The sequence below is a fragment of the Pseudomonas sp. GW823-FHT02F05 genome (assembly GCF_058797315.1).
The window spans coordinates 90,234-111,159 of sequence record NZ_JBXAJM010000018.1; the positions used below are offsets into that span (position 1 = coordinate 90,234).

At 60.0% G+C, this 20,926-nt stretch carries 17 protein-coding genes; 9 read left to right on the plus strand and 8 right to left on the minus strand.

Going from position 1 to position 20,926, the window contains the following annotated elements:
• Positions 1 to 91 precede the first annotated feature (91 nt).
• Entirely contained in the window at positions 92 to 1,162 is a 1,071-nt protein-coding gene (locus tag AC1RAC_RS21095) for a fatty acid desaturase (protein ID WP_492616956.1), read from the plus strand.
• On the opposite strand, the gene AC1RAC_RS21100 is transcribed toward AC1RAC_RS21095, so the two are convergent.
• Both AC1RAC_RS21100 and AC1RAC_RS21105 read right to left on the minus strand, forming a co-directional pair.
• Entirely contained in the window at positions 1,149 to 1,964 is an 816-nt protein-coding gene (locus tag AC1RAC_RS21100) for an ABC transporter ATP-binding protein (RefSeq protein WP_034125456.1), read from the minus strand. The genes AC1RAC_RS21095 and AC1RAC_RS21100 overlap by 14 nt on opposite strands.
• Complete coding sequence (locus tag AC1RAC_RS21105) at positions 1,961 to 3,559, minus strand: ABC transporter permease (RefSeq protein ID WP_034125457.1); 1,599 nt, start codon at positions 3,557 to 3,559, stop codon at positions 1,961 to 1,963. The genes AC1RAC_RS21100 and AC1RAC_RS21105 overlap by 4 nt, the downstream gene beginning before the upstream one ends.
• A gap of 279 nt (positions 3,560 to 3,838) precedes the next feature.
• Between AC1RAC_RS21105 and AC1RAC_RS21110 the strand changes: the two genes are divergently transcribed.
• Positions 3,839 to 4,840: an ABC transporter substrate-binding protein gene (locus AC1RAC_RS21110; RefSeq protein ID WP_072445744.1), complete on the plus strand. Its 1,002-nt coding sequence runs from the start codon at positions 3,839 to 3,841 to the stop codon at positions 4,838 to 4,840.
• A 103-nt stretch (positions 4,841 to 4,943) separates the two neighbouring features.
• Here AC1RAC_RS21110 and AC1RAC_RS21115 read toward each other — a convergent pair whose 3' ends face one another.
• Positions 4,944 to 5,864 carry a LysR family transcriptional regulator gene (locus AC1RAC_RS21115; RefSeq protein WP_003187586.1) on the minus strand — a complete coding sequence of 307 codons (921 nt, stop codon included), beginning with the start codon at positions 5,862 to 5,864 and terminating at the stop codon, positions 4,944 to 4,946.
• A gap of 184 nt (positions 5,865 to 6,048) precedes the next feature.
• On the opposite strand from AC1RAC_RS21115, the gene AC1RAC_RS21120 reads away from it, so the two are divergent.
• Positions 6,049 to 6,954, plus strand: a complete 906-nt coding sequence (locus AC1RAC_RS21120) for a TauD/TfdA dioxygenase family protein (RefSeq protein ID WP_034125458.1) — start codon at positions 6,049 to 6,051, stop codon at positions 6,952 to 6,954.
• A gap of 125 nt (positions 6,955 to 7,079) precedes the next feature.
• Here AC1RAC_RS21120 and AC1RAC_RS21125 read toward each other — a convergent pair whose 3' ends face one another.
• The 3 genes from AC1RAC_RS21125 to AC1RAC_RS21135 all read right to left on the minus strand — a co-directional run bounded on the left by AC1RAC_RS21125 (position 7,080) and on the right by AC1RAC_RS21135 (position 10,441).
• On the minus strand, positions 7,080 to 8,687 hold the full coding sequence (locus AC1RAC_RS21125; RefSeq protein WP_057975341.1) for an alkaline phosphatase family protein: 1,608 nt from the start codon (positions 8,685 to 8,687) through the stop codon (positions 7,080 to 7,082).
• Positions 8,688 to 8,929: 242 nt separating this feature from the next.
• Entirely contained in the window at positions 8,930 to 9,391 is a 462-nt protein-coding gene (locus tag AC1RAC_RS21130) for an HIT family protein (RefSeq protein WP_200584318.1), read from the minus strand.
• A 105-nt stretch (positions 9,392 to 9,496) separates the two neighbouring features.
• Positions 9,497 to 10,441 (minus strand): LysR family transcriptional regulator, encoded by a 945-nt coding sequence (locus tag AC1RAC_RS21135; protein ID WP_186526707.1) that lies wholly within the window; start codon positions 10,439 to 10,441, stop codon positions 9,497 to 9,499.
• A 155-nt stretch (positions 10,442 to 10,596) separates the two neighbouring features.
• Between AC1RAC_RS21135 and AC1RAC_RS21140 the strand changes: the two genes are divergently transcribed.
• Positions 10,597 to 12,912, plus strand: a complete 2,316-nt coding sequence (locus AC1RAC_RS21140) for a TonB-dependent receptor (protein ID WP_054920328.1) — start codon at positions 10,597 to 10,599, stop codon at positions 12,910 to 12,912.
• Here the strand turns inward: AC1RAC_RS21140 and AC1RAC_RS21145 are convergent.
• A complete protein-coding gene (locus AC1RAC_RS21145) occupies positions 12,883 to 14,070 on the minus strand; it encodes a CynX/NimT family MFS transporter (protein ID WP_492616957.1) in 1,188 nt (395 codons plus the stop codon). The genes AC1RAC_RS21140 and AC1RAC_RS21145 overlap by 30 nt on opposite strands.
• A complete protein-coding gene (locus tag AC1RAC_RS21150) occupies positions 14,057 to 14,518 on the minus strand; it encodes a nucleoside deaminase (RefSeq protein ID WP_057975344.1) in 462 nt (153 codons plus the stop codon). The genes AC1RAC_RS21145 and AC1RAC_RS21150 overlap by 14 nt, the downstream gene beginning before the upstream one ends.
• A 105-nt stretch (positions 14,519 to 14,623) precedes the next feature.
• Between AC1RAC_RS21150 and AC1RAC_RS21155 the strand changes: the two genes are divergently transcribed.
• From AC1RAC_RS21155 to AC1RAC_RS21175, 5 genes are all read left to right on the plus strand, one after another.
• Positions 14,624 to 15,475 (plus strand): LysR family transcriptional regulator, encoded by an 852-nt coding sequence (locus AC1RAC_RS21155; protein WP_054920352.1) that lies wholly within the window; start codon positions 14,624 to 14,626, stop codon positions 15,473 to 15,475.
• Positions 15,476 to 15,710: 235 nt separating this feature from the next.
• Positions 15,711 to 16,523, plus strand: a complete 813-nt coding sequence (locus AC1RAC_RS21160; RefSeq protein ID WP_492616958.1) for an energy transducer TonB — start codon at positions 15,711 to 15,713, stop codon at positions 16,521 to 16,523.
• Positions 16,524 to 16,548: 25 nt separating this feature from the next.
• Positions 16,549 to 17,271: a MotA/TolQ/ExbB proton channel family protein gene (locus tag AC1RAC_RS21165; RefSeq protein WP_492616968.1), complete on the plus strand. Its 723-nt coding sequence runs from the start codon at positions 16,549 to 16,551 to the stop codon at positions 17,269 to 17,271.
• Position 17,272: 1 nt separating this feature from the next.
• A complete protein-coding gene (locus AC1RAC_RS21170) occupies positions 17,273 to 17,674 on the plus strand; it encodes an ExbD/TolR family protein (RefSeq protein WP_034125467.1) in 402 nt (133 codons plus the stop codon).
• 186 nt (positions 17,675 to 17,860) lie between these two features.
• A complete protein-coding gene (locus AC1RAC_RS21175; RefSeq protein ID WP_200584327.1) occupies positions 17,861 to 20,791 on the plus strand; it encodes a glycosyltransferase family 32 protein in 2,931 nt (976 codons plus the stop codon).
• Positions 20,792 to 20,926 lie beyond the last annotated feature (135 nt).

The following is a 20,926-nucleotide window of genomic DNA, read 5'->3' on the forward strand; positions in this document are numbered from 1 at the left end:
GCTTGTGGTCAACAGATTGGCGTGCGCGGCTAGCGTCCTGCGCTAGGGTTGGGTGCAGGATGCAGGCATCACTTCACAAGAGAATGGAAGCATGGACGGTACTTCTGCAAGCCCCCAGCCGTTGAACGCACAACAGCGTTCGGCGCATATCCGCGAGGTGGTGATGGCCGAAGGCGTGCGCTTGCGCCAGCGGCACCCCTGGTTGTTGCATCAGGACGCGCTGGGCGCAGGCATCCTGGCCTTTGCCCTGCTGGGCATGTTCGGCTCGGCAGCGCTCTATATCAGCGGTCATATGGCCTGGTGGGTGTGTCTGCTGCTCAATGCCTTCTTCGCCTCGCTCACTCACGAGTTGGAACACGACCTGATCCACAGCATGTACTTTCGCAAGCAACGCGTGCCCCACAACCTGATGATGGGCCTGGTATGGCTGGCGCGGCCAAGCACCATCAACCCATGGATACGCCGGCACCTGCACCTCAACCATCACAAGGTCTCGGGCACCGAAGCCGACATGGAAGAGCGCGCGATCACCAATGGCGAACCCTGGGGCATCGCACGGTTGCTGATGGTGGGGGACAACATGATGTCGGCCTTGATCCGCCTGTTGCGCGCCAAGACCTGGCCGCACAGGTTCAGCATCCTCAAGCGCGTGCTGCTGGTGTACGCACCGCTGGCCTTGCTGCATTGGGGCGCGTGGTACGTCTTCCTGGGCTTTCATGCCGCCAATGGGATTGCCAGTTTGATGGGCGCGCCCATTCAGTGGTCAGCCGGTACCTTGCAAATGATGCAGGTGATCGATATCGCTGCGGTGGTGATCATCGGCCCGAACGTGTTGCGCACCTTCTGCCTGCATTTTGTCAGCTCCAACATGCATTACTACGGCGATGTGGAACTGGGCAATGTGATTCAGCAAACCCAAGTGCTGAACCCTTGGTGGCTGTGGCCGTTGCAGGCGTTCTGCTTCAACTTCGGCAGCACCCACGGCATCCATCACTTTGTGGTGAAAGAACCGTTCTACATCCGCCAGATGACCGCCAAGGTGGCGCACAAGGTCATGGCCGAGATGGGGGTGCGCTTCAATGATTTGGGCACGTTTGCGCGAGCCAATCGCCTGGAGCCCCAGGAACACCCGCGCACTGAGCTCTCTTTCAGCAAGCAATGAACGCCAATGGCAGGTCGCGGATCTGTTCGCGCACCGGCGGTTGGTAATGGTCGTCGCTGGTTAATTCGTGCAACAGCTCTTCGCGTAGCTGGTGGAATTCAAAACTGCTGCGCTGGCGCGGATGAGGCAGGGTGATCTCGACGACCTGCTTGATTCGCCCCGGACGCGGCTCCATCACCACCACGCGATCGGCGAGGAAAATCGCCTCTTCCACATCGTGGGTCACCAGTACCGTGGTGATCCTGGCGCGGGCACGAATCGCCAGCAGTTCGTCCTGCATCTGCTGGCGCGTCAGTGCATCCAGGGCGCCGAAGGGTTCGTCCAGCAACAGGATGCGCGGGCTGGCCACCAGGCCGCGGGCAATCGCCACCCGTTGCGCCATGCCGCCGGAGAGTTGGTGGGGGTAGGCGCGAGTGAAATCGGTGAGGCCCACCAGTTCGATAAAGTCGCTGATGCGCCGGTTGCGCTCGGCCTCGTTCAGGGGCTCGTTGACCAGGCCCAGGCCGATGTTTTGCGCCACGGTCAGCCACGGGAACAGGCGGTGCTCCTGGAACACAATGCCGCGTTCGCCGCCGATCCCGCTGACGGCTTTGCCATCGACCTGGATCTCGCCGCGAAACTGCGTATCCAAGCCCACCAGCAAGCGCAGCAGTGTGGATTTCCCGCAACCGCTGGAGCCGACAATCGCAACAAATTCCCCTTCGGCCACCTCCAGGTTGAATTCACGGATGGCTTCCAGTTCGAAGCCATCGACGTCGAAGGACTTACCCACGTGGTTGAAGCTGACAATCGGTGCGTTCATGCGTGTCTCCAGCGGGTGGCACGGGTTTCGATGCGTTGGCCGATCAGGTTCAGAGCGGCGCCGGTGAGGCCGACCAGCAGCATGCCGCTCATGATCAAATCCATGCGCAGCAACTGTTGGGCGCCGATCATCAGGCTGCCGATGCCGCCATCTGAGGGCATGAAATATTCGGCGCCGAGGGTGCCCATCCAGGCGTAGATCAGGCTCAGGCGCAGGCCGGCGAAAATCCCCGACGCGGCGCCCGGCAGTACCAGGCGGCGCAAGCGTTGCCAGAGGTTCAGGCGCAGCACCTGCGCGGCTTCGCGCAGCTGGGGCGACAAGTTGAGCACGCTGCGCTGGGTGGCAATAAACAACGGGAAGAAAGCGGCGAGGGCGATAAACACCCACTTGGCCAGTTCACCCAGGCCGAACCAGGCGGTGAGCAGCGGCACCCAGGCGAAAATCGCGATCTGGCGCAGCGCGGACAAAGTGGGGCCAAGTAGCCGCTCACTGCGCCGCGACAGCCCCAGCCACAGGCCCATGGCAAAGCCCAGGCTACCGCCCAGCAGCAACCCGCCCAGGGCCCGGCCAAGGCTTTTGCCCAGCGCCGTAGTCAGGCTGCCATCCAGCACGCCCGCCACGCTGGTTTGCAGCACCGCCCAGGGGCTGACCAGAATGTTTGGATCGACCCAATCCTGCTGAGTCGCTACTTGCCATAACGCCAATAGCAGCAGCGGCAACAGCCAGGGTTGCAAGCGCTGCCAGCCTTCGTAGCGTGGCCCGCGTCGAATCTGCGCAGTGGCCGGATGGGGCCAGTGCACCCACTTGCGGTCCAGCCAGCCGATGCCGCGGTCCATCACCACACCCAGCACGCCAATGACCACGATGCACACGAAGACGATATCGAGCATGAACAACTGGCGCGCCCACACCATCAGGTAACCGATGCCTTCGCTGGAGGCCAGCAGCTCCACGGCCAGCAGGGAGGTCCAGCCCGCCGCCAGGGCCAGGCGTACACCGGCCATGAACGCAGGCAGTGCGGCGGGCAGGACCAGACGGCGGATCAGCAAGTGGCCAGGCAGGCGCAGTACACGGGCGGCTTCGCGCAGGTTGGGCTGGGCGTCGCGAACGCCTACCAGGGTATGCAGGGTCACGGGCACCACGATGGCTTTGACCAACACCACCAGCTTGAGGGTTTCGCCAATGCCGAAAAACACCATGAACAGCGGGATCCAGGCCAGGGTCGGCACTTGCGCCAGCGCGCTGAACGTCGGGAACACCAAGCGCTCGGCGCGCGCACTGAAACCCAGGAACGCGCCCAGTATCGCGCCGGCACTGACACCGGCCAGCAGGCCCCAGAACAAGCGCTGCAAGCTGATGGCCAGATGGCTCCATAACTCGCCGCCGGCCAATTCCACCGCGCTGCTCCACACCAGGGCGGGAGTGGGCAGAATCTGCTCGCTCATCCAATGATTGCGGCTGGCCAGCCACCATAAGGCAAACAGCGTGAGCGGCAGCAGCCACGGCAATAAACGCTGGCCCAGCTGCGGCCAGCGCGGCGCGATGCCTTTGGGCGGGGCCGCCAGCGGCAGGCTCAGAAGTGAAATCCGGGCCATGGAAGACCTCCGAATGCGTTATGTGATTTCGATCTTACAAAACCGTGATCAAGATGATTGTGAGATAAGAAAAGTCATTTAAAGCCTCACGCCGCCACGCATCCAATGCATTCGAAGAATATTTTCGATGCTGTTTATGCATAGGCCTCTGGAGGCTGCGGGTTAACTTGCATATTTCTAAAAGCTATTAAATTGTGAATTTATAGTATTTAAAGTTTTGTTCAGTCTGTGCCTACTTTTTGCTCCCCAGGCGACCGTCGCCCACCAGGAGCTGCGCTTATGAAACTGCCCTTTAAACGTCTGATCAGCCTGTTCGCCGGCACCGCCCTGGCCGGGTTGGTGCATGCCGCCGACCTCAAGGAAATCCGCATCGCGGTGCCCGACCTCAGTGCCGGCAGCCAGCACAGCGGCGGTGGCATCACCGACGTGTTGCGTGAACAGCAGATCTTTGAAAAAGCCTTTGCCGACCAAGGCATCAAGATCCAATGGAATTACTTCAAGGGCGCCGGCCCGGTGATCAATGAAGCGTTCGCCAACGGCCAGGTGGACCTTGCCTATCTGGGCGACCTGGCAGCGATCATCGGCCGCTCCAATGGCCTGGACACGCGGCTGCTCAGCGCCTCTGCACGGGGAGTGAAACACTACCTCGGCGTGGTGCCGGGCTCCGGCATCAAGACCCTGCAAGACCTCAAGGGCAAGCGCGTGGCGGTGTTCCGTGGCACGGCCAGCCAGTTGTCGTTCGACAGCGCATTGGCCAGTCAGGGCTTGAGCGAGAAGGACCTTAAGGTGATCAACCTGGACTTCAACGCGGCCGCTGCCGCCCTGGCGGCCAAGCAGATTGACGCCACCTGGGGCGGTTCCACCCTGACGGCGTTGCAGGCCAAAGGTTTGGCAGAGATACCGCTGACCACCAAAGACCTGGGCGATGCCGGCAGCATCCAGGCCGTGCTGGTGGGCAGCGCCAAGTTTGTCGATGAACATCCCGATGCGGTGGCCAAGCTGCTCAAGGCCCAGCAGCAAGCGGTGCAGTGGTTGACCGATGACAACAACAAACAGGCGTACATCGCACTGGTGTCAGGGCTGGCCAGTTACCCGCCGGTGATCCTCACCAATGATTTGAAAGACCAGAAACTCAGCGAAGTTTTCCCCTCCACACTCGACCCGGTGTTCCTTGGAAAATTGCAGGATGCGGTGGACCTGGCGTCCAGGGAGAAGTTGATTCGCAAGTCGTTTCAGGTGAGTGATTGGGTGGCGCCTGGGTTGGTGGCGGCGGGGCTCTGAGCTTGTCGGTGCCTGGGCTATCGCTATCGCAGGCAAGCCAGCTCCCACACTTGAACGTGTTCACCGCTCAATGTGGGAGCTGGCTTGCCTGCGATGAGGCCCTTCAAACCGCCACACTGACCTGCTGGCTATCCACCTCCACCAATGTCTCGATCATCGCCTTCGCCGCCGGCGACAACCGCGACCCCGTGCGGCTGACGATCCCGCAGCGTGCGCTCAGGGTATCCATGTGCTGCGGCAAGTTGCGCCAGTGCAGCAGCACCAGCGCCCCCCTGGCAATGTCCTCGGCAAAGGCTTCTTCAGTGCCGACGCCGATGGCATTGGTTTGCAGCACGATGCTCACCAGTGCCGGGAAGTGCTCGGTCTGGATGCTCGGTGAAAAATCCATGCGCCCACTCAGGTTCGCCAGCAGTTTGCGAATGCCTTGGGAGATCAGCGGCGCCGCCAGCGGGTAGTCGAACATATCGTTGGTGGACAGGCTGTCCTTGGCCAGCAAGGGATGCCCAGGGCGGCAGAAAAACACCCCGCGTTTGGGGGTGAGTGCGCGGGTCTGGAAATTCGGGTCGGCTTCGAACTGGCGGATGTCGGCGATAAAGAATTCGATCTCTTCACGGCTCAGGCGGCGGCTGAGGGTTTCCCAGTTATCCACCTGAAACGTGGTACGGATTTTCGGGTGGGCGTTGATAAACCGCGCCACCGCATCCGGCACCAGTTTCACGGCTGGCGCCGGGCCGCAGCCGAAGCGCAGGTCACCGGCGTCGAGCTTGGTCATGCGCGTCACTTCACTGCTCAGCAGCGCTGCGCCATGCACCAGGCTCAGGGCGTGCTGCAACACCACCTGGCCTTCCGGCGTGGGGCGCAAGTCCTTGTGGCCACGGTCTACCAACACGCAGCCGAACTCCTGTTCCAGCCCCTGGATGCTGCGGCTGAACGCTGGTTGGGTGATGCCCATGGCGTCCGCGGCACGCACGAAACTGCGGTGTTCGTTGAGGGCGATGAAGTAGCGCAGTTGGCGAAGATCCATATGCTTTCCCGGCATTTTAAAAATAGGTCGAAGGCATTTGCGACCGAGCAAGCTGAGGTTTTAAATGCAAGCTCTTATTCCGTCAACGAAGCATTCATTCATTTGCTAGACCTAAATTGCATATGGATAGAGCGTTGCTGGAAGCGTCCCCCCACCGTTTCGCAGGCACATGAGGGTCATCACAATGAGCAACGCCGCATTAGCCGTTCAACCCATCGCCCAACCACTTGATATTCACCCGGTAGCCGGGCGGATCGGCGCCGAAATCCGTGGCATCAAACTGTCCGGTGAGCTGGATGCCGCCACCGTCGAGGCCATCCAGCAGGCGCTGGTGCAGTACAAGGTGATCTTCTTCCGCGAACAAACCCATCTCGATGACCAGAGCCAGGAAGCCTTTGCTCACCTGCTCGGCGAGCCGATCGCCCACCCCACCGTACCGGTACGAGACGGCACGCGGTTCCTGATGGAGTTGGATGGCACCCGTGGTCAGCGCGCCAATTCCTGGCACACCGACGTGACGTTCGTCGATGCCTACCCTAAGGCCTCGATCCTGCGTTCGGTGCTGGCGCCTGTGTCCGGCGGCGACACCGTATGGGCCAACACAGCCGCTGCCTACAACGACCTCAGCGTGGAACTGCGCGCACTGGCTGATCACCTGTGGGCGGTGCACAGCAACGAATACGACTACGCCGCACGCAAGCCGGATGTGGCGGTGGAGAAGCTGGAGGAATACCGCAAAGTATTCACTTCCACGGTGTATGAAACCGAACACCCGGTGGTGCGCGTGCATCCGGTCAGCGGTGAGAAAACCCTGCTGTTGGGGCACTTCGTCAAACGCCTGAAAGGCTACTCCCAGGCAGAGTCGGCGCAGTTGTTCAACCTGCTGCAAGGCCACGTCACCCGCCTGGAAAACACCGTGCGCTGGCGCTGGAACACCGGTGACGTGGCGATCTGGGATAACCGCGCCACCCAGCATTACGCGGTGGACGACTACGGCACCCAGGAGCGCATCGTGCGCCGGGTTACGCTCAAGGGCGATGTGCCGGTGGGGGTGCAGGGGCAATCAAGCAAAACCACTAAAGGTCTTTAAGCCGGGTGAGGACTAAAAATATGGGAGCGGGCTTGCTCGCGAATGCAGTGGGTCAGTTGATGAATACGTCGACTGACGCTGCGCATTCGCGAGCAAGCCCGCTCCCACATTTGGATTTGTGGTGTTTACCAGACTCCAATCTTCACCACTTTCTCTGCCTCTGGCTCACCATAACGAAACCATTGCCCGCGCACCTCAACCTCCGTGTGGCTGATGGTGGTGCGCCGCTTCAACCCGCGCAGCCAGTCGAACAGATAACCCAGGTGCGTCTCGCGTACCTCGGCATAGGCGGGATCGCTGCCCAGGTCGTGCAGTTCTTGCGGGTCGTTTTCCAGGTCGAACAGTTGCGGGCGAAAGCCGTCGTAGGCCAGGTACTTCCAGCGCTCGCTGCGCACCATGGTCATGCGGCAACGGTCGATGGGTTGCTCCAGGCGCTCACGAGCGGGAGCCTGGAAGGCGTAGTCGTATTCGGCAATGGCATAGCGGCGCCAGGTGGGTTGCGCGCCCTGCAGCAATGGAATCAATGAGCGGCCTTCCAGGCGATGGTCGGCGGCGGGCAAGCCCAAGGCGTCGAGGAAGGTGGGCAGGGCGTCGATGGTTTCCACCAGGCGCTCGTCTACGGTGCCGCGGCTGACATCGGCGCCGGCACGCGGGTCGCGCACGATCAACGGAATGCCCACCGCAGGCTCCAGCAAAAACTCTTTTTCGCCAAGGAAGTGATCGCCGAGGAAGTCGCCGTGGTCGCTGGTGAACACGATCAGCGTGTCATCCCAACGGCCAGTGCTTTGCAGAAAATCAAACAGCCGCCCGAGTTGATCGTCAATCTGTTTGATCAGGCCCATGTAGGTCGGAATCACCGTGAGGCGCACCTCGTCACGGGAGAAATTCTGGCTCTCCTGGTGTTGGCGAAATGCCTGGTACACCGGGTGATCGCTGGTGTGTTCAGGTTGAATCGGCGCCTGCACATGCTCGGTTCCGTACAGCGCGTGATACGGCGCCGGCGCGATGTAGGGCCAGTGCGGCTTGATATACGACAGGTGCAGGCACCAGGGCTGTTCACCTTGTTCGTCGATAAAATCGATGGCGCGGTCGGTGGTGTAGACGGTCTCCGAATGTTCTTCGGCCACCCGTGCGGGTTTGCCGGCGTTGCGCATATGCCAGCCGCTAAGCACTTCGCCGTTCTCACCTTCGGCGGCGTTGGCCCATTCGTGCCAAGGGTTGCTGCCGTGGTAGCCGTGATCACGCAAGTATTGGGTGTAGGGCGCGGATTCGCGCTTATCCTCGAACAGCGGGCTGTCGGGATAGATGCCGTCGTGACGCAGATACGCATCGAAACCGACCTCATTGAGTGGCTCGGCCTGGGCACTGTCGGGGTCTATCTGCAGGCGCTGCAAGGCCTCAAGGTTCGGCGTGGCGTGGGTCTTGCCCACCAGGGCGGTGCGGATGCCGTGGGGGCGCAGGTAGTCGCCGATCGTCAGCTCCTCGAGCGGCAGCGGCACTGCGTTCCACGCCACCTGATGGCTGCTGACATAGCGCCCGGTGTAGGCCGACATGCGCGACGGGCCGCAGATGGTGCCTTGTGTATAGGCCCGACTGAAACGCACGCCAGCGTCGGCCAGGCGGTCGATATTCGGCGTGTGCAGATGGGCATGGCCGTAGCAGGACAGGTAGTCGCGGCGCAGTTGGTCGCACATGATGTAGAGCACGTTGCGCACGGGTTTGGGGTCAGACATAGGAATTTACCGAACGGAGGACAGGTGGGTTTTTTCGCCGTTCGAGGGGCGCTCTGGCAAGTGCATTTGGGGACTGGGTTCTATGCATTGAGTGCATGGGTGTGGCTGCTGGCGTCATCGCAGGCAAGCCAGCTCCCACAGTTGAAATGCATTTCCCTGTGGGAGCTGGCTTGCCTGCGATGACGGCCTGACAGCAGATACATATCTACCTGCCACCCCGCGATCAAATGGTGGGAGCAGGCTTACCCGGCGAAGGACCTGATGTGAGCGGCCAGTCCTGCCAGCGCTTTATCATCTGCCCTGGCAGCGTCATGGGAGGAGACATAGCCTTCATAACGCTCAAAGTATTTGTCCTGGGTCGAACTGATTTTTTTGAAGGCGCTATCTTCCCCGGTCCCATGCATCGGGAATAATTTGGCGTGCAGATGATCGACGCCATAACCCTCCAGAATCATGCCCGTTCTAGCCACACCTTTTAGCGCTTTGTCCAAAAGCTTCGCCGTCTTCTTGGCTGCGATGATCAAGTCACACAGCACGGTGTCCGGTTCGGCAAACGCATAGCTGCCGTGATGGGTTTTGGGGATAACCACACTGAACCCCGGCGTATTGGGAAATATGGAGAGAAAGGCCATGTGGGTCTGGTCTTCCCACAGGAGGTGGGAGGGTGCAGTACCGCGGGCAATGCTGCAAAAGATACAGTCCATCAAATGCGCTTCCTCGTGCGGGTCAAAAGGTAGACTCTCTTGTATGTGATCTTTGTTATCTAATGATGACTTCACTGACGTTGCGGGCCGCTGTTCACCGCTTGGTCAGACCGCAATATTTTCCAACGCATAAGCATCCTCGTCTCTCTCATCAATCTCCTTGATCTGCTCAATCATCGCCTGCGCCAGCGGCGACAACCGATACCCTGCACGGCTGACGATCCCGTAGCGGGTGTAGCGCTCCTCCAGGTTTTCGTCCAATCCCTCAATCTGCAAACACACCAGTTCGCCGCGAGCCATGTGCAGCACGTCGCTGTTGGCGCTGACGATGCCGATGGCGTCCGAGCGCAGCACCACGCCCATCAGGCTATAGCCGTTTTCGCATTCCACATTGGGCTGGTAATCCGGCCGGCCGCTAAGGTCGACGATGACTTTGCGCAGGTTCGGCGGGCGGATGGTCACTGCCAGGGGGTAGCTCATCAGTTCGGCGGCGCTGACGCTGTTACGCGCGGCTAGGGGGTGCCCGGCGCGGCAGCAGAAGTGCCAACGGCGCGGGCGCAGGCGGTGGGTATGGTAGTCGGGGTTGGCTTCGAAGTGGCGGGTGTCGGCGACGAAGAATTCGAACTCTTCGCTGAGCAGGCGCTTGCCCAGGCTTTGCCAGTCATCCACCTGGAACTGCACGCGGGCCTTGGGGTAGCGCCCGATAAAACTGCCGATGGCACGTGGTACTAACCCAGCTGCCGGCGCGGGGCCGCAACCGAAGCGCAGTTCACCGGCTTCCAGGCCATTGAACTGGCTGATTTCGTTGGCCAGTTGTTGTGCGCCACTGACCAGGCGCCGTGCATGTTCGAGCAGCACCAGGCCTTGTTTGGTGGGGGCCAGGTCTTTGCGTCCACGGTCCACCAGTTGGCAACCGGCACTGTGTTCCAGGGCCTGGATGCTACGGCTGAACGCCGACTGCGACAGGTTCACCGCTGCGGCTGCCGCGACGAAACTGCGCTGTTCGGCGAGGGCGATGAAGTGGCGAAGCTGGCGCAAGTCGATATGCATTTTTCACATCAAAAATATCCGGGAAATGCATTGGCTATGCATTACGTCGACTCCTTATAAAGGCTATCTCTTATGCAGTAAATGTTCGTAAAAACATAAATAAATAACCTTTGGGAATATGAGGCGACGAGTATTCCGGGGTTCTGGAGCCGCTTATGAGTTTGTTCAAGTCCTTGCCCCTGGCTGTTCTAGTGGCCGGTAGCAGCAGTTGGTCGCCGGCCCAGGCCGCTGAAACACCCGCGCCTGCCGGCAAGGGCGAAAGCGCCAGTGGCCAACTGGAAACTGTCACGGTCACTGCCCGGCGGCGTACCGAAAGTGCCCAGGCCGTGCCGACGCCCATGAGCGTGGTCGGCGGCCAGGCCCTGGAAACCCAGCGGGTGTACCGCATCCAGGATTTGCAGCAACTGGTGCCCAGCGTCAACGTCGCCTATATGCATGCGCGCCAGTCCAGCGTGTCGATCCGCGGCCTGGGCAACAACCCGGCCAGCGATGGCCTGGAAGGCAGCGTGGGGCTGTATATCGACAATGTCTACCTCGGGCGCCCGGGCATGGCGGTGTTCGACCTGATGGACATTGAGCAGCTTGAAGTTTTGCGCGGCCCCCAGGGCACGTTGTTCGGCAAGAACACCACTGCCGGGGTCATCAACATCAGCACCCGCGCACCGAGCTTTACCCCGGAGCGCAGCATCGAAACCTCCTTGGGCGAGGACGGTTATTTCCAGACCAAGGGCACGATTTCCGGCCCCCTGACCGATGACCTGGCAGGGCGTTTCTCGGCCTATCGCACCCGCAGCGACGGCGACATCAAGAATGAACACGATGGCCATGATCTGAACGGCGGTTCACGCCAAGGCTTTCGCGGGCAACTGCTGTACAAGCCCAACGAAGCGTTCAACCTGCGCTGGATCGGCGACTACAACGAGGAAGACTCCAGCGCCGGCACCCGCGTGCTGTACAGCACCGGGCCGACCATCAATGGCACCAACCTGTATCAATCCCGGGCCAACGCGGCAGGCGCCACCCTGGTGGACGGCACCCATCGCAAGGTCAACCTGGACAACGACCAGCACGTCACGGTGTTCCAGGGCGGTACCTCGCTGGAAGCCAATTGGACGCTGCCCAGCGACTTCACCCTGACCTCGGTGAGTGCTTACCGCTGGTGGAATTTCACCCCGCGCAACGATGATGGCCTCAACGTACCGGCGTCGTATAACGCTGGGGTTTCGGTGGAAGATAAGCAGTGGTCCCAGGAATTCCGCTTGGCGTCGCCCAGCGGTGGTTTCTTCGATTACGTGCTCGGCGCCTACTACTTCGGCTCCGACCTGGATAACAAATCCTTTGCCTACTACGGGCCCAAGGCCGATATCTGGAACGGCACGCCCGCCGGTGCGTTGAGCAATGTGAGCAGTGTGGGCAACGGGCATATCCGCACCGACAGTTTCGCGCTGTTCGCCCAAGGCACCTGGCACCTGACCGAGCGCCTGGATTTCACCGCCGGTGTACGCGGCACCTACGAAGAAAAAAGCGCCTGGGTCACGCGCAATGCGCCCTTCGGTGGCGCGGCGGTCAGCGGGGCCGCCGCCATGGCGCGGCGTGGGCGTACCGGGGCCTATGACTCGGGCGACCTGTCGCAATACAGCGCCACGCCGTCGGGGCTGCTCAATCTCAGTTATCACTTCAATGAGAACCTGCTGGGCTACGCGACACTGTCCCATGGCGAGAAGTCCGGCGGTGTGAACCTGGCGGTGGGGTCTGCGCCGACAGCCGGAGCCGACTCGTTGTTGATCGGCACCGAGCGCGCCAACAACGCCGAGCTGGGCTTCAAGAGCACGCTGTGGGACCGCCGCCTGCAACTCAATGCCAACCTGTTCTGGACCCAGGTCAACGGCTACCAGACCAACGCCTACGACCAGGACAACCGCGTGCAGTACCTGACCAACGCCGGCTCGGTGCGCTCGCGGGGCGTGGAAGTGGAAAGCACCCTGGTGCCGATCAAGGGCCTGACCCTGAACATCAACGGCTCCTTCAATGACGTGACGTACCTGTCTTACAAGGATGCGCCATGCCCGCCGGAAACCAGCCTGCGTCCCGGTGCGCCGGCGTCCTGCGACTTGAGCGGCCACCAGGTGGTGGGCGCGTCCAAGTGGATTGCCAACGCCAACGGCGAGTACAAGTGGAACCTGGCGAACGGCTTCGAACCCTACGTCACCGCCAGCTACGCGTTCCGTTCCAAGGCGGTGGGCACGGTGGAAGATTCCGACTACGGGCAGATCCCGGCGTATGCGGTGGTCAACCTGTCTACCGGTTTGCGCGGCGACTATGACCAGGGGCAGTGGGATGTGTCGCTGTGGCTGAAAAACGCCTTCGACAAAACCTACTACACCACCCTGTGGACCGGTGGTAACGGCGGTTACGAGGGCCTGCTGGGCACGCCGCGCACCCTAGGCGTGACTGGACGCTACGACTTCTAGGTCGGTGCGATAGGTGGCCGGGCTGAACACCCGCGTCACCAGCAGCATCGCCACCACCGTCACCGTCAGCACCACCCATGCACTGACAAAGTTGCCGGTAAGCTCGCGCAGCCAGCCGGTCAGCCACGGCGAAATCGCATTGATCAAAAAGCCTACGCCTTGCACGAACGCCGCCAGTTGCCCCGCTTGGCGTGGGTCGCGATGGTGGTCGAGGGTCAGCAGCAGGCTCAGGGCAAAGCACGCCCCTAACCCGAAGCCGCACAAGGCCACCCACAGGTGGGGATATTCCTGCGGCGCAATGATCAGGCCGAGGTAGCCGATGGTTTGGGCCAGCAGGCTGATGCTGAGCAATGGGCGGCGGTCGATACCGCGTTGCGCCAGCACCGGCATCAGCAGGGCGGCCGCCACCTGAAAAATCGTCATGAATGCCAGCAACGACCCGCTGGGCAGCACGCCCCAGCCCAGTTGCTGATAGTAGGCCGGCAGCCACGCGACCATGCTCATGTAGCCGCAATTGACCAGGCCGAAATACAGCGCCAGCAGCCAGGCGCGGCGGTTGCGCAACCCTTTGAACGCAGGCGCCTGCAGTGGATTGCGCGCGGCGCCCAGCGGTAGCCAGGCCCACAGCAGCAATGCCCCCAGCGCCGGCAATAACCACACACCCAGGCCTGCCTGCCATTGCTGGAAATGCGTGGCTATCACCGGGCTGAGCAGCGCCGCCAGCCCACCGCCGGCCATCAGCGACGCCGAGTACACCCCCATCGCTACGGGCACACGGTGATGGAATTCACGCTTGATCATCGCCGGCACCAGCGCCTGGATCAGCGCAACACCCGCACCGCCAAGCAGCGCGGTAACCAGCAGTGCCGAAGCCTGGCCCATCAACCAGCGCGCCAGGCACGCCAGCAGAATCATCAACAAGCCCAGGGCGATGCCGCGACGCTCGCCCAAGCGAGCCTCCACGCGCACGCCCACCAGTGCCACCAACCCCATGCAGATCACCGGCAGGCTGGTGAGCAGGGCACTGCTCTGAAAGCTCAGGCCGGTGGCCTGGCGAATCTCGCCGAGCAGTGGGCTGATGGAACTGAGGATCGGGCGCAGATTCAGGCCGAGCACCACCAGCAGGCCCCAGCCGGCGAGGGATTTATTCAGGGTCATGCAGGGTTTTCCACTGGTGATACAGCGCAGTCATTGCGGCATCGGGCAGGTGCTGAATGGGCAGGCGTTGCGCGTCGATGGGCAAGCCAACCTGTTGGCTGATGGCTGCGGTCGACAGGCCGAACGGCTCGGCCATTTCGTTGCTGGCGGCAAACACTACGCGCTCGACGCCGCACAGGTACATGGCGCTCAGGCACATCGGGCAAGGCTGGCCGCTGGCGTAGATCACGCACCCCTCCAGGCGTGCACCCAACTGCCGGCTCGCTGCGCGAATTGCCAGCAGCTCGGCGTGGGCGGTGGGGTCCTGGGTCAGGTGGATCTCATTCACGGCTTCCACCAACATCTCATCGTTGCGCGTCAGCACCGCACCGAAGGGGCGGCCACCTTGGGCGACGTTGGCGCGGGCCAACGCAATAGCGCGTTGCAGGTGTGGTTGATCGTTGGTCATACAAGGCCCCGGGGTGCGATGAAAGGTGAAGTATGGTCAGCCAGCAAGGTATGCTGAAATTAAATATAAACATGCCAATCAGTGGCAAACGAAATGGTGATGACGTTGTTCGATCCCGTGTTGTTGCGCAGCTTTGTCGCCGTGGTGGACTGCGGCAATTTCACCCGGGCGGCCGAGCGCCTGCATTTGACTCAATCCACCGTCAGCCAGCAGATCCGCCGTCTGGAAGACGCAGTGGCCTGTCAGTTATTGGACCGCGATCAGCGCCGGGTAGTGGCCACCGCCGAGGGTGAGCGTCTGCTCGCGTATGCGCGCCGTATTCTCGCGTTGCACGAAGAAGCCGCCGACGTGCTGATCAACCAGCAAAGCGACGGTGTGTTGCGCCTCGGCGTGCCGGAGGATTTCGCCGCCGAGCGCCTGATGCCGCTGCTTTCGGCGTTTGTGGTGGCGTACCCACGGGTGCGGCTGGAAGTCACCAGCGGTCTGGGCCCCGAATTGCAGCGCCAGTACCGGGGCGGTGAGTTCGATGTGTTGCTGGTCAAGCAGATGGGCGACAGCGACGACTGCGTGGCGTCGTGGCCCGAGCCCTTGTATTGGGTCGACAGCCTGAGCACCCCGGCCCTGGGCCGCGACCCGCTGCCGCTGGTGGCTTTCCCCGTGGGCGGCCTGTATCGCAACGACATGCTGCACCATCTGGAACGGGCCGGCTGGCGTTGGCGCATCGGCTATTCCAGCGCCAGCCTGGCCAGTGTGTGCTCGGCGGTGGCGGCAGGCTTGGGCATCAGTTTATTGCCAGAACGGGTGTTACAACCGGGCCATCGCATACTCGGCCCAGAGAGTGGCTTGCCACCTGTTCATGGCGTGCGGTTGGCCCTGTATGGCCGCAGTGGTTTGGGCGCAGCGGGCCAGAGTTTGTTGGACGAGTTACTGGCGTTGTGCAGTGGGAACCCGCACTGAGCCCATACCTTTGACGAATATTTTGTATGCCTTAAAGGCATTGAAAAACAACGGCTTGAAGCCAGGCCACGGACCACGTGGCTTTGGTGTGATCGGCTGTTTTATTTATGCGTTTTTGTTCTATATATAACTTTAAAGATTACTTTAAGAGATAAGTGTCTGGCACCGATGATTCAGCCCTCGACGGGCCTTCACGCTGGCCCGTCGGTTTTTCAAAACCGCAGGGAGTGAATCAATGGGCAAAGTCCAGACCGCCGCCAGTGCACCTGAGGCGCAGTGGCGTCAGGCACCGAGTGGTGAGTTGGTCGACCTTGGCCGGCCGCATCGCGCGCCGTTGGGTCAATTGCGCCTGCAGAAAACCCCGAAGCGCTTTTCCAGCCGCCGCGAAGGGATTTTGCTCGGGTTGCTGGTGTTGGCGCTGCACGGTGCAGTGATCTATTGGGTGAGCCAGAAACCCACGCCGGTGCTGCCGATTGTGCCGCCGGAAATTCCACCGATGACCATCGAATTTTCCCAGCCGGCGCCGCCGGTGGTTGAGCCGCCACCGCCTGTACCGCCACCACCGCCTCCGCCTGTGGTCGAGCCCCCGCCGCCGCTGGTGGATGAGTTGGCGGCCAAGCCGGCGCCGCCCAAACCCATTGCGAAACCCAAGCCCAAGCCCGTGCCTAAACCTGAGCCCAAGCCGGCCCCCAAGGCCGTCGAGCAACCACCTGCACCACCGACGCCAGCGCTACCTGCACCGCCCGCACCTGCGGCGCCAGCGCCGGTGACGCCTGCTTCGGCCAACGCCGCGTACCTGAAAAACCCGGCGCCGGAATACCCGTCACTGGCTCAGCGTCGCGGTTGGGAAGGCACGGTGTTGCTGCGGGTGCAGGTGCTGGCCAGCGGTAAACCGGGTGAGATCCAGGTGCAAAAAAGCAGTGGTCGCCAGCAGTTGGATGACGCGGCATTGGCGGCGGTGAAGCGCTGGAGTTTCGTGCCTGCCAAGCAGGGCGATGTGGCCCAGAACGGCTGGGTGAGCGTGCCCATCGATTTCAAGATTCATTAATTATTCAGCGGCGCAGAGGGAAAACATCATGGCATTGGCATCTCCACTTGAATCCATCGAAAGCACGGTGATCTGGCTGCTGGTGGCCTTTTCGGTCGCCACTTGGGGCCTGGCCTTGCTCAAGGGCGTGCAGTTCGGTCGCCTCAAGGCCCAGGATCGCAAGTTTCACAAACAGTTCTGGGCGGCATCGAGCCTCGACTCGGCCGCCGAACTCGCCGAAACCCAGCCTGGCGCCGCCGCCCGTGTAGCCCAGGCCGGTTATGCCGCGATCCAGGTGGGCGATACCACCCACGCTGCGGATTTGAGCCAGGCGATCAATCACCAGGATCGCCTCGAACGCGCGCTGCGCCAGCAAATCGTGCGTGAACGTCGCTCCCTGGAAACCGGTCTGGCTGTAGTCGCCAGTATCGGCAGCACCTCGCCGTTTATCGGCCTGTTTGGCACCGTGTGGGGGATCATGGAAGCGCTGAAGGGGATCAGTGCTGCCGGGGCCGCCAGCCTGGAAACCGTGGCCGGGCCCATCGGCGCGGCACTGGTGGCGACCGGCGTGGGGATCGCCGTCGCGGTTCCTGCGGTGCTGGTCTACAACTACTTTTTGCGCCGCCTGAAGCTGACGGCGGCAGACCTGGATGACTTTGCCCACGACTTCTACAGCCTGGCGCAGAAAAACGCGTTCCGCGTGCTGCTGCACCCGGCGCTGACCAAGGCCGGCGCCGGCAGCCCGCAGAAAGTGAAGGAGGCGTCCTGACATGGCCTTCTCCACGCAAGACAGTGATGAGGTGCTGAGCGAGATCAACGTCACGCCGCTGGTGGACGTGATGCTGGTGCTGCTGGTGGTGTTTATCGTCACCGCGCCGCTGTTGACCAACTCGATCCCGATCAACCTGCCCAAGACCCAGGCCGTGGCACCGGTTGAGCAGAAGGATCCATTGGTGGTGAGCATCGACGGCGCCGGCAAATTGTTTATCAACAAGGACGAAATCCAGCCGGATCTGCTGGAGTTCAACCTGCAGGCGGCGAAGGCCAAGGACCCCGATGTGCGGGTGCAACTGCAGGCTGACGATGGAGTGAACTACGGCGAAGTGGCACGAGCCATGGCGTCGATTGAGCGTGCGGGCATCACCAAGTTGTCGGTGATCACTGCACGTTAGTTTCAAAAAGTCTCGACAGTTTTTGGGCCGCTTTCCTTGGCAGGGTGCGGCCCTTTTTTTATCTAAGCATTGCATGTTTACAGATGTTGCACAGGAAAAGAATTTACATGTATCCGAGCGTGCAATTTTCGGCTGCATGCTTATTCTGGTCGGCGCATAGAGTGATTTAATTAATGGAGTAATTGCATGTCTATACGCGTTCCTGTCCAAGTCGTGAATACGTTCGTTAATCCCCATTTAACGGTTGAAAAACCTGAAGAAAAGCCTGCGGTAATGGCATCTTCGAACGATCGTATGGCCGGCATGAGACATCCATCAGCCTGTATTTTGCCCACGCTGGCTGACTATAAGAGAAAACAGAGTTTACTGCAGGGTGCTGAAGCAAGCCCTACGCCAAGAGGCGGGAGCAACTCGGCATTCAAAAAAAATGCTCGTTTAGAATCTTATATCAGCAAGCAAACCGCCGACTTTGTAACGCCCGAAAAAGAAATTTCCACTATTTTATCTGCAAAGATAAAGCAGCAATGGGGTGTGGATATTGATCCAGATAAAACCTATCTAGTGACATTTAAAGATGACAGTGAGGATGAAAAAGAGGTGGTAGAAAAAATCACCCTGACACAAGCGGCATTGAAAAACAGGCAAGATGTAACAATTAAGAAAGATGAAAGCTGGTTTGTAAAGATTGGCAAGTACTTTTCGCCAGCGATATATATTTACAACCAGATTGACGGTTGGGTGCAGGAGGCAAACACTCGACAAGGTATTTATCGGGAGCCCAGTGCGCCGGGCGATGCCCCCTATAACGCCGACACCCGCGTTTCCATACCGGTGGATGACTTCAAGGCATTAGTCTGGGATACAGACCGGACCCAACTGTATAAGAAGACCCTTGATGGGTTTTGGGACAAGCACAGCGAATCTTATACGGCATTGAGTAAAATCTCGTTTGTCAAAGCCATCAATCTGCAGCGCCTGGAAGGGAGCCTTGGCCCTGCCGAGGCGGCACTCGCCCAGCGAGCGTTGGGGCCTGTTGCGCAAAAGGATTGGTCCAAGCTGACGGTCCAGGATTTTGAAGGGCCTGCCGTGAAGGACCCGGATCTGGACATCGGCCTGCTGAGCATCAATGGGTTTGAGTCGACCGACTTGATGTGTGTGACCGATCGGAAAACCCAGTTGACGTTGCTTTACATCCCTGGCAACTCCTCGCCAATACATCGCTTCGATAATCCGCAGCAAATGACAACGTGGCTGGCCGGGCAAGCCTCGGACCCCGTAAAGCGCGCGTCCTTGTTGACGCACTTTTCCCTCAAGGATCAAGCTGACAGAACGTTTTCAGACGGCGTACGTCAGACCCTGCAAGGGATGGGAAACTGGTCCGATGCGCAGGCATCAGGCAATGCTTTCCTTGCGAGCCTCAACGGTTGGGTGCCGGATCGTTTCATCGCTGTTGAGCAGTTGCACGGCGATCCTTTCGAAGCGGTCAAGGTTCGGCAAAAAGCACGGTCCTATTCGGACGCCGACAATGCGATTGTCAGTGACGGGGACTACACCAAGAACCAGGTGCTGCATGTCGTGGAAGAGGCTACCAAGGTCGCCATGTTCATGACGCCGCTGGCGCTGGTGATGCCCGAAGTCGCTATAGGGCTGGATGTTTTCTTCCTGGCCGCCGGGGCTGCCCAGACAGGTATCGGTATTGATGATGCCGTCCAGGGAAAAGCAACGGCTGCCGACCGCATTGTGTTTGGCGTGTTGAACGCCGTACCGCCGTTGGCCACTCACGCGGGGGCACCACTGGCGAAAGCGCTGACAGAGAGGGTGTCCGGCGGTGGCGTTGCAGCAGGGATTGATGCTGCAACCCGCACACCCACCCAAGTGACTGAACAAGCGCGCCCATTCTTCAGGCCACCACAACGTGTCAATGGGCATATCGGATACCCGATGGGGCCCGTCTCACCTCCAGTGATCCTTGAGGAGGTCAGGGTTCCCATGGATGACGTGAGGCGCATGATCGGGAAAGACTATATGGTTTATGTCGGTCAATACGGTACCAAAGTTACGTATGACGTCGAAGCGGGTCTTTGGCGCGGGCTCCAGGCCAATGGTCAGGTGAACGACATCTTTTATTGGCGTAAAGGTCAAGGACGGTGGCTGGGTGGCACTCAAGCCGAAGCGATTGAGGCCAGTAAAAATGCGCCTGCTTCGATGACAACCAAAGTACTGAAACTACCGAGAATGCCGGTACTGCCGTCCGGTGCTACAGACGTGCCGAAAGTGATCCACTATTTTTGGGCCGGCAATGAAATGCCGGAAAATCTACTCAATAATATTATGGAAAATTCCCGGAAAAGCCCCGGGTATAAGTCGATTGTTCACGTCGATGCCAATGACGCGGATACTTTTCAGAAAATACATTCAGCATTGGATCATAAAGTGGGTGGGCTTGAAGTTCATGATTTAAAGGCCGATGAAAGTTTTCAGGCTCTGAATGCAGGTCAATACGGCGAGATGTATCAGTTTTTCCGTTCAGGGCGTGGGCAGAATTTAGCGGCGTCATCGGACGTCATGCGCGCTGTGCTAATGAAAAAGTACGGTGGCATCTATCTGGATACGGATGATGCGCTGACCTTTAATGTGGGCGAGGTCACATTGAAAGCCACGCCTAATGATATCTTGATGAACGTGCCGGTTACTTACGAACCTACGGACTTCAATGGCTTCAACACCAGTAATTTTGCCAGTCATCCAGACAACCCTGTATTTGACGAGATTTTGGAGACGGCGTATGAGCGATACAAGGCAAACGAAGAATGGCTAAACGCTAATCGTCCCTTTCTGAAGGAAAACTCGACAGCCGCAGAGCGGCAAATTTATAACGAGTATGAAAAGAAAATTTTCGAAATCACTGGGCCGAGAATGTTTGGTGATGTATTGGCGCAAAAAGAATATGGGTTTTTTTCAGAAGTTGAGGAGCTGACGGAACTGTTGGAAGCGCGTATTTTACTTCCGCAAGCGTATGCGGAAAAACTTACACAAGTGCGTGATTATTATATGGCGATGAACCATAAGCTCGGAGTTGCGATCGGCTCGGAACACTCTATGCATCATTCTCGCTGAGTTTGGCTCGGTCATCGCGCCGCGGTTGCCGGGGCGCAATGGCCGGTTTTAATGAAGGGGCGGGGACAAGCAAGTTCTGAAAAGATGTAAATTCCTTTTGGTTATTAATAAATTCTTTTTTATTCCTTATTGGTG